The organism is Kitasatospora sp. NPDC018058 (genome assembly GCF_044327205.1).
GTDB lineage: Bacteria > Actinomycetota > Actinomycetes > Streptomycetales > Streptomycetaceae > Kitasatospora.
Genome location: NZ_JBIRFA010000036.1, coordinates 21,330 through 37,393, shown reverse-complemented (window position 1 = coordinate 37,393; position 16,064 = coordinate 21,330). Strand labels below are relative to the sequence as shown.

At 69.6% G+C, this 16,064-nt stretch carries 13 protein-coding genes and 3 pseudogenes; 7 read left to right on the top strand and 9 right to left on the bottom strand.

Annotated elements, in window-relative coordinates:
• Positions 1–129 precede the first annotated feature (129 nt).
• Positions 130–981 (top strand): DUF4389 domain-containing protein, encoded by an 852-nt coding sequence (locus ACH4E7_RS34965; protein WP_396253193.1) that lies wholly within the window; start codon positions 130–132, stop codon positions 979–981.
• 138 nt (positions 982–1,119) lie between these two features.
• On the opposite strand, the gene ACH4E7_RS34960 is transcribed toward ACH4E7_RS34965, so the two are convergent.
• The 3 genes from ACH4E7_RS34960 to ACH4E7_RS34950 form a co-directional block, all read right to left on the bottom strand.
• Positions 1,120–1,566: a hypothetical protein gene (locus ACH4E7_RS34960; protein ID WP_396253192.1), complete on the bottom strand. Its 447-nt coding sequence runs from the start codon at positions 1,564–1,566 to the stop codon at positions 1,120–1,122.
• Complete coding sequence (locus ACH4E7_RS34955) at positions 1,566–1,805, bottom strand: hypothetical protein (protein ID WP_396253191.1); 240 nt, start codon at positions 1,803–1,805, stop codon at positions 1,566–1,568. The genes ACH4E7_RS34960 and ACH4E7_RS34955 overlap by 1 nt, the downstream gene beginning before the upstream one ends.
• Before the next feature lie 184 nt (positions 1,806–1,989).
• Entirely contained in the window at positions 1,990–2,613 is a 624-nt protein-coding gene (locus ACH4E7_RS34950; RefSeq protein WP_396253190.1) for a TetR/AcrR family transcriptional regulator, read from the bottom strand.
• A gap of 286 nt (positions 2,614–2,899) precedes the next feature.
• Between ACH4E7_RS34950 and ACH4E7_RS34945 the strand changes: the two genes are divergently transcribed.
• Entirely contained in the window at positions 2,900–4,393 is a 1,494-nt protein-coding gene (locus ACH4E7_RS34945; RefSeq protein WP_396253189.1) for a hypothetical protein, read from the top strand.
• Between the two features lie 403 nt (positions 4,394–4,796).
• A pseudogene (locus ACH4E7_RS34940) lies at positions 4,797–5,045 on the top strand (esterase); the annotation flags it as partial.
• A 460-nt stretch (positions 5,046–5,505) separates the two neighbouring features.
• Here ACH4E7_RS34940 and ACH4E7_RS34935 read toward each other — a convergent pair.
• On the bottom strand, positions 5,506–6,129 hold the full coding sequence (locus ACH4E7_RS34935) for an LURP-one-related/scramblase family protein (RefSeq protein WP_396253188.1): 624 nt from the start codon (positions 6,127–6,129) through the stop codon (positions 5,506–5,508).
• 853 nt (positions 6,130–6,982) lie between these two features.
• Here ACH4E7_RS34935 and ACH4E7_RS34930 point away from each other — a divergent pair.
• Positions 6,983–8,023, top strand: coding sequence for a transporter substrate-binding domain-containing protein (locus tag ACH4E7_RS34930; protein WP_396253187.1), 1,041 nt, complete (start codon positions 6,983–6,985; stop codon positions 8,021–8,023).
• 63 nt (positions 8,024–8,086) lie between these two features.
• Here the strand turns inward: ACH4E7_RS34930 and ACH4E7_RS34925 are convergent, their stop codons facing one another.
• Complete coding sequence (locus ACH4E7_RS34925; protein WP_396253186.1) at positions 8,087–8,908, bottom strand: class I SAM-dependent methyltransferase; 822 nt, start codon at positions 8,906–8,908, stop codon at positions 8,087–8,089.
• Positions 8,909–8,984: 76 nt separating this feature from the next.
• Between ACH4E7_RS34925 and ACH4E7_RS34920 the strand changes: the two genes are divergently transcribed.
• A complete protein-coding gene (locus ACH4E7_RS34920) occupies positions 8,985–9,587 on the top strand; it encodes a TetR/AcrR family transcriptional regulator (protein ID WP_396253185.1) in 603 nt (200 codons plus the stop codon).
• A 269-nt stretch (positions 9,588–9,856) separates the two neighbouring features.
• Here ACH4E7_RS34920 and ACH4E7_RS34915 read toward each other — a convergent pair whose 3' ends face one another.
• Complete coding sequence (locus ACH4E7_RS34915; protein ID WP_396253184.1) at positions 9,857–10,336, bottom strand: hypothetical protein; 480 nt, start codon at positions 10,334–10,336, stop codon at positions 9,857–9,859.
• A 197-nt stretch (positions 10,337–10,533) separates the two neighbouring features.
• Positions 10,534–10,620: pseudogene (locus tag ACH4E7_RS34910) on the bottom strand (transcriptional regulator); the annotation flags it as partial.
• 3 nt (positions 10,621–10,623) lie between these two features.
• Between ACH4E7_RS34910 and ACH4E7_RS34905 the strand changes: the two are divergent.
• Positions 10,624–10,884 (top strand): annotated as a pseudogene (locus ACH4E7_RS34905) (SDR family oxidoreductase); the annotation flags it as partial.
• Positions 10,885–11,229: 345 nt separating this feature from the next.
• On the top strand, positions 11,230–11,955 hold the full coding sequence (locus ACH4E7_RS34900; protein ID WP_396253183.1) for a YoaK family protein: 726 nt from the start codon (positions 11,230–11,232) through the stop codon (positions 11,953–11,955).
• 182 nt (positions 11,956–12,137) lie between these two features.
• Here the strand turns inward: ACH4E7_RS34900 and ACH4E7_RS34895 are convergent, their stop codons facing one another.
• Both ACH4E7_RS34895 and ACH4E7_RS34890 read right to left on the bottom strand, forming a co-directional pair.
• Positions 12,138–14,387: a multicopper oxidase family protein gene (locus ACH4E7_RS34895; RefSeq protein ID WP_396253182.1), complete on the bottom strand. Its 2,250-nt coding sequence runs from the start codon at positions 14,385–14,387 to the stop codon at positions 12,138–12,140.
• A 409-nt stretch (positions 14,388–14,796) separates the two neighbouring features.
• The gene (locus ACH4E7_RS34890) at positions 14,797–15,852 is read right to left on the bottom strand and encodes a DUF2599 domain-containing protein (RefSeq protein ID WP_396253181.1); all 1,056 of its coding nucleotides are present in this window, start codon (positions 15,850–15,852) and stop codon (positions 14,797–14,799) included.
• Positions 15,853–16,064: the final 212 nt, after the last annotated feature.

Sequence of the window (16,064 nt, the reverse complement as noted above, 5' to 3'; positions counted from 1 at the left end):
GTCGCATCGGCCGGCTGACCCGTCCGGCGCAGCACGGCGCGCGGCGCGGGCGGGGTGCTGCGATCTTCGGAGGGCACCCGGCCGCCCCCGACCGCCGGGTCCCGTCGTCCCGAGACCGTGGAGGCCCGGATGTGGCAGGCACCCCCCGCCCCCGTCAGCCGCGAGTGGCTCCCGGTGCTGGACATGCCGGCGCCCGGCCCGCAGAACCGCTGGACGGTGCTGCTGCGCGCCCTGCTGCTGATCCCCCAGTTCGTGGTGGTGTGGGTGCTGTCGGTGGTGGCGTTCTTCGTCACCGTCATCGGCTGGTTCGGCGCGCTGGTCCTCGGCCGGCTGCCCGGCTTCGTCGCGGACTACCTGACCGCGTTCGTCCCGTACGAGACCCGTGTCACCGCGTACCTGATGCTCACCGTGGACCGCTACCCGCCGTTCCGGTTCCGGACCCCCGACTACCCGGTACAGGTCGGGCTGCGGCCGGGTGAGCTGAACCGGCTCGCCGTCCTGTTCCGCATCATCCTCGTCATCCCGGCCTCGATCGTGCAGGGCCTGGTGTACGCGGGGTGGTGGATGGTGTCGTTCATCATCTGGTTCGTGGTGCTGGTCCTCGGCCGGATGCCGCAGCCGCTGTACGAGGCGACGGCCGCGATCCTGCGCTACCGGATGCGCTACGCCGCCTACCTGGTGATGCTCTCCTCCGCCTACCCCAAGCGCCTGTTCGGCGAGGAGCCGGGCAGCGAGCCGGACGGCCCGGTGTCGGCCACCCGCCCGCTGGTCCTGAGCGGCGCCGGGCGCGGCCTGCTCGTCGCCTTCATCCTCCTCGGCGTGGTGTCCTGGACAAGCTCGATCACCGTCTCGGTGAACTCGGGCGACGACAACGACGACGGCACCAACCCGACCCAGCACGTCATCGCGCCCCTCGTGCCGGGCCCCGCCGACCGCGCTCCTCGGAGCCCGCTCGGCCAGGTGCAGCCGCTCGGATGGTGATGCCGGGACGACAGGTGCCTCGATGTGACCAGGACCGTCCAGGTGGGCAGCCGGGTGCCGACCATCGGCACCCGGGCGGTTGCCGGTTGCGCTCGACGGGCGGGCCGGGGGAGAGCGGCGGGCCCCCGCCGTCCCGGGTCAGGGGCGGCGGGGGACGGGGGAGGCCTCGCCAGCCGCCTTCGAGGTGTGCACGATCCGGTCGCAGACGTGGCACACGGCGGGGCCGCCCTGTTGCCACCAGCGGCAGGTCGGGCGAACGGCGCACGGAGGCAGCGGGCCGCCCGCGTCGTCCGCGCCGATCTCCTGCGCGGCGGCGGCCAGCGCGTCGCCGAGCGTGCACCGCTCCGCTTCCCACTGACCGCAGGCCGCCCCGACGCAGGGACCGGCGAAGCGGAACCGTGCCTCGGGCGGACGCAGGCCGGGAGCGGAGGCCCGGGCCGCGAACTCGGCGTCCACGGTCAGCGGGCGGCGCAGCGCGGCGACGGTCCCGTTGGGCCGGACGATGCCGAGCAGCAGGTGGCCCGGAGCGCAGAGGCTGCTCGGGCACGTCGCCCCGGTCCCGGCCGCACCGGTTCCGGCGTCCACTACTCCTCCGGCGCCATGACGATCCCGATCGGACCCGGCCGCCGGATCACCGCGTCCACCGCGTCCACCGGGTTGTGGGGAGAGTGGTGCTCGCCGAACGGCACCTCGACAAGCGGGGGCGCGAGATCGAGTTCCGCGACCTCGTCGAGGACGGCCCGTCGCACCGAATCCCCGATCCTCTCCATCACGCCGTGGGGCAGGTCGCCCTGGACGGTGACGCGCAGTCCTTCTCTGGTCATGGCCCTTCCTTCTCGCCTTCTCTCGGGACAGTCGGCCGGTCACCGGCGGCGCCGGCTCATGGACGACGCTGTCACCGGGGCCCGGGCGGGGCGAGCGCTGCTGGCCGATTGGAGTGAGACGGTTCGTGCCAGGCCCTGCCTGGCCGTTTCGGGCGTACGTGCCGGCCCGCCGGAGCCGAGGGGCTCAGGAGCAGGGGTGCGTGCGGAGGCGCTTCAGGGTGTCCTGGAAGCCTCGGATCAGTGCGGCCAGGCCGATCTCGAAGGTGAGGTCGCGGTGATGGGGCGGCGGGTTGAGGAGGGGGTCGAGTCCGGGCGGCAACTCCTCGACGGGTTCCAGCAGATCGCGTGGTGTGTTCACGATGAGCAAGGAGCCGATGATGAGGCTCTGGATCGAGTGCACGATCGGGAGCAGGTGGTCCTCGGGCCACCCTGCCTCGCGCAGCACGGTGAAGGCGTCGGCGTAGCCCTGTAGTGCCGAGGGGGACTGGGCCGGCCGGGTCCGGAAGAGCGTGGCCGTGTTCGGGTGGGCGGCGAGGGCGGCGCGGTAGTGACGGGCCCAGGTGTCCAGAGCGGTGGTCCAGGGGCGGACACTCATGTCGAGGTCCATCTCGGCGACGACGAGTTCGCAGATCCCGTCGATGATCTCGTCGCGTCCGGAGATGTGGTTGTACAGCGACGGCCCCTTGACGCCGAGCCGGGCGGCGACGCGGGTGGTGGACAGCGCGTCAGGGCCCTCCTCGTCGACCAGGTCGAGAGCGGCCTGCATGATCCGCTCCTTGGTCACGAGCCGTCGCGACGGTCTGCCCATCTGCTGTTTTCCCTCACTCCGTCCGCGCCGGTCCGGCGCTCCCCCGGTTTGAGCACGCTTTTCGATCTAGTGTACGTTCTCGCCCAGGCAAAACTACTGGTTCTAGTTTTAGGGGGGCCGGGCCGGATACCTGCTGGCCCTGTGAGGCGCCGAATCCGGCCTTCGAGAGCGCTTCTGACGCTTGCTCCGGTCGACGGCGAAAGCAGCCACTTCCGGCCTGGCCACCCCTGAGCTGCCGGCAGTCGCCTGCCTTCCTGCCCGCCTTACGTCAAAGGTGACCCTCCGCATGTCCATGCGCACCGTTGCGCTGTCCGCGCTCGCCGCATCCGTGGTGCTCTCGCTCAGCGCCTGCGACCCGACGGCGCCGACCGCCCCGTCCACCGATTCCACTGCGGCTGCCGAGGCCGCGCCGGTCACGACCGATCCTGCCCCCGTCGGTACGCCGAAGGTGACCCTGGTGACCCCGGCCGCCGATCATCCGTCGGGCACGCCGACCGCCTCGGGCGCGCCCAAGGCGACCCCGGCCGCCCCGGTCGCCCCGGCCGCCGTGGGCACGCCCGCGGCGACCCCGGCCGGCCCTTCCCCGTCGGGGCAGCCCGTCGCGGCAGGCGGCCCCGACCTCAAGCTGGACTCCTACGACAAGCAGACCGGCAAGGTCGTCCTCGCCGCCGCCGACACCGTCAAGGGCAGCCCGAGCCCGTCGGCGTCCGCCGCGGCCACCGCCGCGGTCAAGCCCGGTCAGCTGATCGACAGCCCGCCGACACCGGCCGCGCCGCAGGGCGCGCTGCTCGCGATCACCGACGTCAAGCCGGCCGCGGCCGGGAAGGTCGAGGTGAGCACCCGCCCGGCCACCATCTCCGAGCTGCTCGGCCAGGCCTGGGCCAAGGTCAAGACCGCCCTGGACCCGCACAGCATCAAGGTCACCCCGCAGCTCAAGGACCTCAAGGCCTCCTACGTGCCGCGGCCGGACGGTGGCAACGGCGCCGCCTCGGCCGTGCTGAAGCTGGACGCCAACGACAGCGTCCCGCTGCCCGGCGGCGGCAAGGCCACGCTCTCCGGCTCGCTCGAACTCGACCCGAGCATCGACTTCAGCTACCAGGGCACCCACGGCATCCTCGGCGCCGACCAGGCCAAGGTCGGCTTCGACCTCGGCGCGCACGCCAACTGGCACGTCACCGCCGGACTCACCGGCTCCACCGGCCCGGTCAAGATACCGATCGCCAAGCTCACCGCGACGCCCACGATCATGGTCGCCCAGGTGCCCGTCGTGATCACCCTCAACCTCACCGTCTACGCCGAGATCTCCGCCGACGGCACCGTCACCGTCGACACCACGCAGAACATCGACGGCGACTGGGCCATCCACGCCGACTACACCAAGGCCGCCGGCTGGACGAGTGCCACCGAGCCGGTCAAGACCACCGTCTCCCCGGTCAAGGCCACCTTCAACGGCAACGCCAACGTCCGCACCGGCCTGGTCGCCGACGGCTCGGTCGCCCTCTACGACACCGTGGGCGTGAAGGCCACCGTCGAGCCGTACCTGCGGGCGGCCGTGGACGGCACGGTCACGATCGACTCCAGCGCCGGCAAGCCGACGGTCACCGGCAAGGCCGGCCTCTACGGCGGGCTGGACGTGAACGGGGCCGTCATGGCGCGCATCGCCATCCTCGGCACCCCGCTGCTGGAGAAGGACCTGCCGTTCAAGCTCTACCAGAACGAATGGCCCATCGTGGCCGGCTCCTACAGCAACGCGACTGCGAGCGCCGCACCGAAGAACTGACCCACGAGCGTCAGACGAAAGGGCTGTGCCCCTGATGTGAGTGGCGGGGCGAGGCTCGTCGCCGTGGCAGCCGTGGCGGCAGACCCCGACGGCGGCCACGCCGGGCGGCCTTCGAGCTGCCGGACTGCAACGGCCGGCTTTCCTGGCCCCGTTCACGGCCCCGCCCTCTCACCCGCCCGGGCCCCGGCCGGCTAAGCCGGGCCCCGGGCGGGCCGTCGCGTGCCGCGGTCAGGCCGGTACCGGCCATCCTGCCCGCCGTACCCGAGGAGGCGTCGGCGCCTCCGGCGGCCGACCGGTGCCGGCGGGCACGGCGGTCGGGCGGCGACCTCCCGGGGGCGGTGGGTGAATGGTCGCGTGGCCCGCGCCGGGCCGATCCCCATCGCGTCCGTGGAGAGAGGCGACGATGCCCGCTGACACGCCCGTCACCCCCGTGCTGGAGAAGGCCGCGGCGGACTTCGCCGCGGCGACCGCGAACCCGCCGTACCTGTTCGACCTCGCGCCCGCCGAGGGACGCAAGGCGGTCGACGAGGTCCAGTCGAGCGAGATCTTCAAGCTGCCGGTGGACGAGGAGTGGATCACGGTCCAGGGCGGCCCGACCGGCCCGGTCAAGGCCCGCATCGTCAAACCGGTCGGTGCCACCGGACCGCTGCCGGACTCCGGTGGTCAGCAGCGCGCGCCAGGGCTCCTGGTCGGTGCCGGGGGCGCCGAAGGGCAGCAGGGGCGAGGCGGGAAGCCGTCCGGCCTCGATCTCCAGCGCGGCCCAGCCCGAGCCGTCCGTCAGCGCCTCGTCCGGGGCGCCGAACGTGGCAGCCGCGGCGTGAGCACGCTCCAACTCGGCGGGTGGGAGCAGGAGTTCCAGGGCGGCCGCGCTGAGGGAGAGGCAGATGTCCCAGTCCAGGTCGTCGCCCGCATCCGCGCCCGTCAAGGCCGCTCAAACGAGTGGAGCCACTCTTCGACCTCGGCGAGCGGCCCGGGCTCCAAGTGGTAGTACCGAGGCTGCCCGCGCGGCTCCTCGCGCACCACTGGTGACCCCCGTACGAACCGGCGACGCCCCTCGTCCGGTGGTGGCGGTGGGCGAGGGGCGTCGGCGTCGTGCGGTGGCGCGGGGTGGATCAGTCGTCGAGGACCATGGCCTCGGCGCAGGCGGCGATGGTGAGGAGCAGCGCGTCGTCCTGGCCGGGGATGATCTTGACCGAGTAGTGCTCGCTCAGCAGCGACCACTCGCGGGAGATGTGCGCGACCTCCTGCTCGCCGTAGGTGATGGCGTACTGGTGATCGGTGATGTTGCCGGTGACGTGGATCTCCGCGCCGTTCTCGAACGTCACGGTGAACTTGTAGACCAGCGGTGAGAAGAGCGCTTTCTTCACGGTGGCGATGGTCTGCTCGCCGCGCTTGATGTAGCGGATGTCCCGGAGCGTCATGATCTTCTCGGAGATCCGGTACAGCTCGTTGCCCTCAGAGTCCTGGAGGGCGATCGCACCGCTGAAGCTGAACATCTTCTCGTCGACCTGGAACACACGCTCACCGTTGCGCTTGATCCAGAAGTCGTGGGTCGGGGAGAAGAACTTCTCGTCGATGTCGTAGACGACGCCCTCCTGCACGGGCTGGTGGCCGTCCATCAGCTTCTGCCCCAGGTCCATCAGGAAGTTGTCGTGGTGTTCGCCGTGGCCCTGCTGCGGCGTGTCGCTGAACAGCTGCTGTGCGATGCCGAGCAGGCCGCCGAACTCGTTGCTCATGTTCTCTCGTCCCGTGTGAGGTGCGTTAGCGGAGGTGATCTTAGGGACGGGATTCGGGTGGCGGACAGCCCTCTTCGGGCTCTGTTGCACAATCTGCACAGAGCGTGCAGAAGGTTGTTGCTTGACGGAGTTGTTGCAGGTCAGCCAAGGTGCGCCCGCCGGACGGCGCCCGGCCCGGGGTGTGGTGCCTCGGGGCCGGGCGAGGGTGCGTCAGTTGATCGCGTAGGTGGCGCCGAAGGCGGTGACCGTCAGCGGGTCGTCCAGGTCGTCGTTGCCAGTGGCGGTGATGCGGCGTGGGCATTCGCCGTCGTCGTGGGTAGAAGGCCCGCATCGCGCCTTCGGGACGGAAGCCCGCCTTGACGGCCACGCGGCACACCGGCCCGCCCCCGCCGGGCCACTCAACGCCCGTGCAGAGAACGAGCGCCAGGCTCTCCGGTCCGTCCCGTCCCAGCCTCGTGATTCGGGCTGCGGGAGCGGAATCGTCAGAGCCGCAGCCCGCGTCCTGCGGGTGTCAGGGTTCACCAAACAGCCCAGGCCTCTTGCCATTTCTTTCGATGTGTCATCACATATCTTCCACGCGCACTTGGTGGGAGTGAGGCATTGGATACAGAGACGTCGCCGTCAGCGCCCCGAGGGGTGACGGCCGGGTCGGGACGCGGCGAGCGTGGATTCGCCGGCGGGCGCCGGCGCGCACACCGCCCGGGCACCTGCGGCTGGCTGCGACCGCACTGACCGCACCGGTCATCGCCGCCGGAGCGTTGACGGCCTGGCAGGTGAACGACCGGATCGTGGTCACACCGCCGGCCACGGTCGGCGTGCTGACCGGCATCGGACGCCGGCCGGCGGAGTACCGATGACCCGCAACGAAACCATCGGAGAACACCTGATGCGGCTTCGCGGAACCACGGCGATACTCGGCCTCACCGCCCTGATGGTGGCGGCCCTCACGACAGGCGGACCCAGCCGGCCGGCCGCCACACGGACCACCACGGCCGCCAGCGTGCCGACCGCACCCTCGCCCGTGCTCGCGGCCGACACCGCCCCCGGCTCGGACCCCTCCTGCAAGGCGAGCAAGTACCCACCGAAGAAGGATCCCTACGGGCCGACCATCAAAGCGATCCAGGCCCGCGGGACGATCAACATCGGCGTGGACCTGAACGACTACGACTGGGGATTCCTGGGCCCGGACGGCGCCACACCACAGGGCTTCGACATCGACCTCGCGAACGCGATCGTCGCCTCGCTGGGAAACCCGAAGGTCCGCTGGGTCGCACTCGACGACGCCCAACGCCAACCGCGCCTCAAGGCCACCGGCGACCAGCGCGTCGATCTGGTCGTGCACACCATGACGATCACCTGCAAGCGGAGCCAGGACGTGGCCATGTCCACCGTCTACTTCGAAGCCGGACAGCGAGTCCTGATGCCGGTCGCGCAGACGAAACAGGGTGAAAGCGGGCCCGACGCGATGAAGGGCGGGCGTGTGTGCGTCGCCGCCGGCTCCACCGCCGAGACCCTGCTGGAACCGGACACCGCGCTGCCGGCGCCCCAGCAGAAGTACAAGGTGGCCAAACTCGACAAGCAGGACCAGGAACTGGACTGCCTGGTCCAGCTCCAACTCGGCAACGACGATGCGATCCTCACCGACGACGCCATCGCCTACGGCCTGGCCGCCCAGGACCCGCAGACCACCGTCGTCGGCGACCAACTCTCCGACGAGCCCTACGGCGTCGCCATCTCACCCAGCGAACCTGACCTCGCCTCCTGGGTCAACCAGGTCCTGGAGGACTACCGCAAGAGCGGCGCCTGGCGGCAGAGCTACGACCACTGGATCAAGCCCAACGTCCCCGGCCACCCCGAAATGCAGCCACCCACGGCGCAGTACGCCAACCCCTGACCCCGGCAGGGAACCTGGGCCTCCTCGGGGCGGCCGACCGCGGGACCCCCGGCACCGTGTGGATCAAGGGGTGTCGGCGCGTACGGCGGTGGTCGCCAGAGTGGTGTAGTGCATCGTGAAGCGGCCGCCCAAGGCGTCGATGGCATGGCCGACCGCGCCCAGGATCTCGGCCAGTTGATCGGGACGGAGTCGGGTGAGGCCGCCGGTAGTGGGGAGCAGGTCCAGCCATTGGTCGCGCGTGTAGGGCTTTTCCCAGTCGAACCGCCACTGTTCCGGGTCGTCGAACTGCTCGGTCTCGCGGATCTTGTCGGCGATCTTCGCGTACCCCGCTTGGTACATCTCCAGCGGACGTCGAGCCGGCTGATCGCTGAACGGGGAGTCGGGCGCCACCCGCCGGAAAGCTGCGGCGAACGGCTCGGCCACCTCGGCGGGCGGTTCGAATACATGCCCGAAGATCGCCAAGCGCCCGTTCGGACGCAGCACCTGGGCCGCCTTCACGGTGCCGGCGACCGGGTCCACCCAGTGCCACGACTGGGCGGCGATCAACGCGTCGAGCACTCGGCCGTCCGGCTCCCAGGCTTCGAAGGTCGCCACCTCGACCCGCAGGCCGCGGGCTTGTGCGAGGTCGGCCATTCGTGCGTCCGGCTCGATGCCGAGCACGTTGCAGCCGGCGGCCTGGAATTGACGGGCCGCGATGCCGGTGCCGCAGCCGACGTCGAGCACGGCGGGCTCCGGGCTCGCGGCGACGATGCGCGTCACCAGGTCATCGGGGTAGTCGGGTCGGGCCTGGTCGTAGCGTTGCGCGTCCGTGCCGAACGATTCGGCCGTCCGCCGAGCCTGATGGGGCTGCGCCGGCTCGGGTTGCTCTCGCGGTAAAGTGGGCATGCGTTCACTTTAGTGGGCAAGCGCCCACATGCCAATGGACGGATGCCAGGAGCCTGGCGCACGAGAGGATCTGAGAGTGCCGACCGGGGTACATCTTCGCGACGCGCGGCAGCAGCTGTTCGACGCCGCCGAGCGCGTGCTGCTGCGGGATGGCCCGAACGGGCTGACCAGCCGGGCCGTCACCGACGAGGCGGCCTGCGCCAAAGGCGTCCTGCACCGGCACTTCACCGACTTCGACGCTTTCCTCACCGAGCTCGTGCTCGACCGGGCCGCGCGGCTTGAGACGCAAGCGCATGCGCTGCGCGAGGCCGTCGGGACCGGCACCGTGGCCGACAACCTCACCGGTGCGCTGACCACCCTGTTCGGACCGGTTCCGGTGGCGATCATCCCGCTCATCACTTTCCGGGACGAGTTGCGGGCGCGGCTGCGGCACGCCAGGCCCGGAGGCGGCATCGCGATCCTCGCCCAGGTCACGACCGCGGTCTCCGCCTACCTGGCCGACGAACGCGCGATGGGCCGCATCTCGGCCGACGCCGACATCGACTCGCTCACCCTCTCCTTGGTCGGAGGCGGGCATCTCCTGTTCGCGGACCGCGACTCCGACCCACCGACCACGGCGACCGTCGACAAGCTGGTGACCACGGTGCTCGCCGACGTCGTGCAACGGCGGCCACGCTGAACCTGACGTGCAACCCGCAGCGGTCCACTCAAAGAGACCGGCGGGATGTGGAGCGGTGACGTAGGAGCTCTCGTCGGAGGCCGGGAAGAGTGCGACGTTCGCGACCTCCTCGGGCTGGCCGACACGGCCCAGGAGCGTGCGGCCGGCCATCCGGTGGGCGAAGTCGCTCGCTGCCATGGCTTGCCTCCGTCAACCCGGATCGGCGGGTTCACCGCGGCGACATTGCTCGCAGCCACGGGTGCTCGCTGCGCCGTACTTTCGTGCTCGGGTCAGTTGGCCTCGTCGAGCAGGCGTTGGAAGGCGTCTTGGACGCGCAGTGCCTTCTGGAGGTCTTTGACCGTGGTGTCGGGAATGGTGCGGAAGTAGGAGCAGGCTGTGGCCTGGTGGGCGACGATGTGGTCTTTGATGTCGGGGTCCTTGATGCCCGGGTAGTCCCCGGTGTGTTCCAGGATGGTGTCGAAGATTTCGGGGATCTGGGCGGCGAAGTCGTCGATGTAGGCGTCCCAGTCGCCGTCGAAGTTCGTGGCGGACATCAGGCAGGTGTCGTCGTCGAACAGGACCCACCGGGCGTCGTGCAGGGTGCCGATGCGGGCGCTCATCTCCTTGCGGCGGTCCTCGAAGCCGGGCCGTTCGAAGACCTCGCGGATCAGCTTCCCATGACCGGGCTTGGCCTTGAAGAAGAGGGTGAACTCGCTGGTCCGGCCGAACTTCATCCCGGGACGGCTCGGCTTGTCGGTGTTCGCGGTCATCTCGATTCCCTTCACGGGGCAGGCGGGTTGCTCTGCGTGGTGAGCCACGGCCTTGTGGCTGGCCGGGGGTCATGTGTCGAGTTCGGCGATCCACTTCAGGGCGTGGATGCCGGGCATGAAGAGGTACTCGCCTCCCTTGGTGACGGCGAAGCGGGGCAGCTGCTTGAGCCGGCGGCGGACGGGCCGGTGGGGGAACTTCAGGCCAGCGTTTGCAGGGCCCGCACGGTGGGTGATCCCGGGTCGGCTGTGATCAGGACGACTTCCTGGTCATCCTCGGGCACGAGCGCGGGGACGCCGCCGCCTACCGGTCCTCCAAGGCCGCCCTCAACGCCCTCGCCGTCCTCTACGCCCAGACGCTGGCCGAGGACGGCTTCAAGGTCAACGCGCTCGCCCCCGGCCTGCGGGCCACCGATCTCAACTCCAGGGCCGCCGCTGCCGGCGGCGACCCGGCCGAGGCCGCCCGGGGTGCCCCCCGCCTGGCCCTGCTGCCGGACGACGGCCCCACCGGTGGTTTCTTCTCCTGGGACGGCACACCCGTCCCTTGGTGATCGGTGATCAGTCATGGGCGGCATCGAGGGCGGCTGTCCCAGCGGTGGGTGGTCCAGGTTCTACGGATGAGGCCGCGGACGGTGGTGGTCGTGTCTACGAGATCGAAGAACGTGGTCCGCGGGAAGCGGACGTATGACCTGACCTGCTTCTGAGGCTACCCGCAGGGGATCGGCACCCAACCCCTGACCAGCCCGTCTGCAAGATCACCAAAGCTTTGAAGCGCTCCTGGGGTGTGGGCGGTGTTGTCCAGAGGGCGGTGGAGCCGACTGGCCTACTCCGGGCGGTATCGCACGTCGGCCCACGCGCAGACTGGCCCAGGAACTGCCTGCTGGAAGGGACCGGCGATGAGGCGCAGGTGCGGGGACAACGCGATGGCCGCCAGGTCGCGCCGCCCGGACACCGGCCCGCTCGCAGTACGTGTCTCCATCGCGCTGACGTTGATCAGCGGCCTGATCGACGCGATCAGCTTTCTCGGGCTCGGCCACGTCTTCACCGCGAACATGACCGGCAACGTCATCCTGATCGGTTTCGCCGCGGTCGGAACCCCCGGCTTCACTCTCGTACCCTCACTCATCGCGCTCGCGGGTTTCCTGGCCGGTGCGGCGGCCACCGGGCGCTTTCAACTCGCGGTGCCCGAGGGACCCCGGCGGATCCTGGGCGTGCTCGGTGCCGAGGCGGTACTGCTGGCCGGCGCGACGGGCGTGGCCGCCACGACGGGGGTGCGGGGCATCGGTTCGCGCTCCGTCACCATCGTGCTGCTGGCACTGGCCATGGGCGTGCGCAACACCACGGCCCGCAAGCTCGCCATTCCCGATCTGACCACCACAATGCTGACCATGACCCTGGTCGGTCTGGCCTCCGAGTCCAGCCTGGCCGGCGGCCCGAACGTCCGGACCGGCAGGCGCGTCGCCGCGGTCGCCGCGCTGCTGCTGGGTGCCGGCGCCGGCGCGGTGCTGCTGCGCGGCTACGGCGCCGCCTGGGCGCTGCTGGTCACCGTCGGGTGCGTGGTACTCACGGGGACCGGGTACGCACTCGCGGAACGCAATCGACGATCAGCGCGCGAAGCCTGAACGGCGGTAAGCGGAAGCCCGACTCCCTCGACCCGTCAATGCGTGGATCAGACGACTGGTGAATGACACAGGGGGCATGCCCGAAATCGTTCTGATCAAGGAAAACTGCCCGCCAGCACCGCTGACGGGCAGTCACGAAATCCAGCCGGCTTCGGGGAAGGCCCCTCGCCGTGCTCCCTGTCCTAACCCGTCTTCCTCTCGCCGGCCTTCTCCTCTTCCCAGCCGTGTTTCCGACCGCTGACCACTCGATACGGTCGCATCATCTCGTTGTCCTCGTGACCGAGGACGTGGCAGTGCCAGACGTACTGGCCGACCGTCGGATCGAAGGGGAACAGGTTGACCCCGGGCTTGGAGCGGTGCACGGGGACGCTGGTCGGAGCGAAACGCACGATGACCGTGGTCACCTGACGGGGGAACGCCTTGACCGTGTCCTTCCACCCCGATTCACCCGGGTCCGGTGGCATCGGACGGTCCTGGAGGAAGGGACTGATCGCCGGGTTCCCTCCGACCGCCCCGTCGGCGTTCGGCTTCCGGTACGACAGTGGCGGACCATAGCCCGGACAGAAGTCGACGTCGGAGGGCTTGCAGGAACTCGGGAAGGACCCGTCCCAGGCCTTCATGTACTTCTCGTAGTCGATGTTCTGGCGGCTGACGATCTGGAACTGCACCAGGTGCGTGTGGATCGGGTGGTAGGCGGTCGGCACGTCCTCGGCGTTGATGAACTGCCACAGTTCGGTCGATCCCACCTCCGGCAGCTCGCTGATGCCGTCCTTCGGGAACTCCCGCTTGATGCTGGGGGACTCGCGCCCGTCGTAGAGGGTGTTGTTGAGGTACTGCTCGATGTTCCCCCCTCTCGGCTGCGTGCTGGAGGTGTTGAGTTCGTTGAGCACGAACTGCCTGACCTTGTCGATCTTGGTGCGCGGCCTGCCGTCCGGGCCGGTCAGGTGGACCATGGGTACCGGGCGGGCGCAGAGGCACTCATCCGGGACGGAGCGAGCGGGATCGCAGCTCTCGTCGCGGCCCGTCAGGGGCTTGGTCACCTGGATCTGCATGATGTGCGGCAGGGGTGTGTCGAGCGTTCCCGTGTTGGTCACGGTGACGGTCTTCCCGGCCAGTTGTGTGAAGTCCACGATGATGTCGGCGCGCTCGCCGGGCATGAAGTCCAGGTCGCTGCACTCGGTCGTGGATGCGCCTCCCGCGCACGCCGTGCCGTTGACCGGCACGGGACGGTCCAGGTACGCGTCGTCGGCACCGATCTGGTACACGGGAGCGCCCCCGAAGTGCAGGGCGAAGCGCCGCCCGTTGGCGCCGTTGAGGAGGCGGAAGCGGTAGCGCCTCGGCTCCACCTGGAGGTACGGCCAGGCCGCTCCGTTCACGGTCGCGACGTCTCCGAACTCGCGTACACCCCAGAAGGGGTGGTAGTCCGGGTTGGACGGCGGGATGACGAGCAGTTGACCGTTGGTGTCGAAGACGCGGTCCTGCAGAGCCATCTCGATCTCGTAGGGACCACTCGGGAGGCCCTTGGGCTCCTCTTTCGGATCCTTGAGGAAGTAGAAGCCCGCCAGTCCGCCGTAGACGTTGTTGCGGGTCGCCCCGAGGACGTGGTCGTGGAACCACAGCGTCCCGGGTTCCTGGGAGTTCTGGTAGGTGTAGACGGCCTTGCCCGGAGTGGGTTCGTCGTCCGAACAGTACTGCGACCCCTGCAAACCGTTCGGCGTGAACCAGGTGTCCGGACCGCCGTCGTAGCAGGCACTGATCTCGGCGCCGTGCAGGTGCACGGTGGCGGGTTGCGGTCCCGTGTAGGCCTGACACACCGGATTGTCCGCATTCTGAGGCTCGTCGCAGTTCATGGGCATTCCGGCGCCCGGCGTCTTCAAGGGATTGGCCCAGTGAACGGTCTGATCGACCTTCATCAAACCCTGCACCAGCCCGGGACCGTACGGATTCGACGGATTGAAACTCGGCAGCCTGTTCTCGTAGGTGACCCGCGCGGGAGTGTGCCTCTCGGCTTCGATCGTCACCGCCGGCCAGTGCGCGGGACCCAGGACCTGCTTGCTGGTCGTGTCCGAGGTCTCATAGGCCCACACCCGGGTCTTGCCGAACGTCACCCCGAGGCCACAGGTGTCCTGCCGGCCCTGCGGAAGCACCTCCTGATCGGTCTCCGTCATGGCGACGGTCAGATCCCGGTGGGTCGCCGCATCGACCCTGGGCGTCGACCCCGCCGGACCGAAGGCCGGTAGCGGAGTTGCGAACTGGGGGATGCATTCCCCCGGCAGGGGCGTCTGCGGGACCAAACCGCCCACGCGCGGTGCTCCCAACGCCGGGGCGACCACCGCGATACTCGACAACACCGCCAGCACACCGACCGTCGCGGCACGCGCCCGCCTCCTCGCCCCGCCACCCAGTCGCGGAACCGACATCCTCAGCGCCACCACACCTCCCGAACACTGTCGCAAACCGCCTCATGGAGTAACCGGACCAAGCCAACTTGACGTGCCGACACGTCGGCCTCGGCCATCGACACCTCGATGTCACCCGCTCGGGCGCCACCTGTCCGAAGGTCCCGAGTGCGCGTACGGCACGTCGGTATTTCGGTCCGGGGCGTACCCGTGGGCGCCACCACCACCGCCGACGTCCTGCGAGGCATCGGCTACCGGCTCGGCCCATTACCATCTCGCCGCCGTCGCCGACGAGCTCAATGAACGGGCCACGCAAAACGCCCGGCTGGAAGACTCCAGCCGAGCGCCTGCACGGACTGCTCGCGGCTTGATCAACTAGCCGCGTGTTGCGACGATCCCCAGAATCGCCCGGAGGCTGACGAGGGGCTTTGGGAGGCAGGTGCTACGAGTCCGTGTCCCAGTTGCACCTGGAGCGGAGCATCTTGTTGACCTTCGTCTCAGCGTCCCCGGTGAGTTCAGGGCGCCAGGTTTCCAGATCCCACGTCGGACCGCCGAGGTGCCCACCGCTGGTGTTGGGGTAGGAGAACTCCGCGTGGCACAGCAGCTGCTGGAAGGTCGAGGTCTTCTCGGTCTGCGTGGCGCCGGGGAACATGAGCGTGTTGGACCACACCTGCCTCCAGTCGTCATTCACGTCACTGGCGGCGTCATCGTTCCCTGTGACGGTCTTGAACGCGGCGGCCGTCGGGGTGACGTGGACGGACGTGTAGCGGCTGTTGGTCCAGTTGATGTAGACCTCGGTCTTCTTCACCCACTTCGTGTTGGTGATGCCGCCGTAGCCGATGCACGCAGTCTGGCAGGCCTCGAAGGCGTCGGCCTGACCACCGCTCCACAAGATGTACTTGCCGGACTGGAAGTCCTGGCGAATGCCGTTGTTGTCATCGACATTGCCGCCGACGTGTTCGGTGTTGTACTCGTCGCTCGTGGGGTAGCCGTACGACCCCTTCTCGTACCCGTACTGTCCCCACCACCATCCAATGTTGCCGTGTACCGCGTGCGCTCCGGTGTTGGGGGACCAGTAGACCGTAGCGTTCTGGAACTCCTGGCGGACGCCGATCCCATCGGGGTTCTTCAGCTCGTCGGTGAGCGGGTACCCCATGTAGCCGCCTTCCCAGCCGTGCTGACCCCACTCCTGGAGGATGAGACCCCACACGGCGTGCGCCCCGGTGTTCGGGCTCCAGTAGATCGAGCCGTTGTCGAAGACCTGACGGCGGCCGACCCCGTCGGGAAGGCCGAGTTCATCGCTGGTGGGGCAGCCGAGGGCCTTCCGCACACCGGGTGTCTGGGTGTACTCGGTCCAGATGGCGCCATCGACCGAGTAGTTGGAGCCGCAGAAGGTTTCTGCGGACGCGGGGGTGGCCTGGACGCCCGCCAGCAGGGAGGCGCTGGCCGCACAAGCGGCGAGTGCGGCGAGGAAACGTGCAGCTTTTGGCCTGTTCATGGCCAGCAGTATCCGCGGACGTCGATCGTGCCGTACACCCCGCACGCGCGGCACTCCGCCGGCGCGCACTGGTCCTCGCACGCCGATCGGGGCCGCCTGCCCGGTGCGCCAGCGGCGCACTGGCACAGGTCCTCGCCGTCAGCATCTCCTCGGCGGCCCACAGCGAGGCCGCCACGAGCCGGTCGCACCGCCCGGGGTGGGCGGCTGGTGGC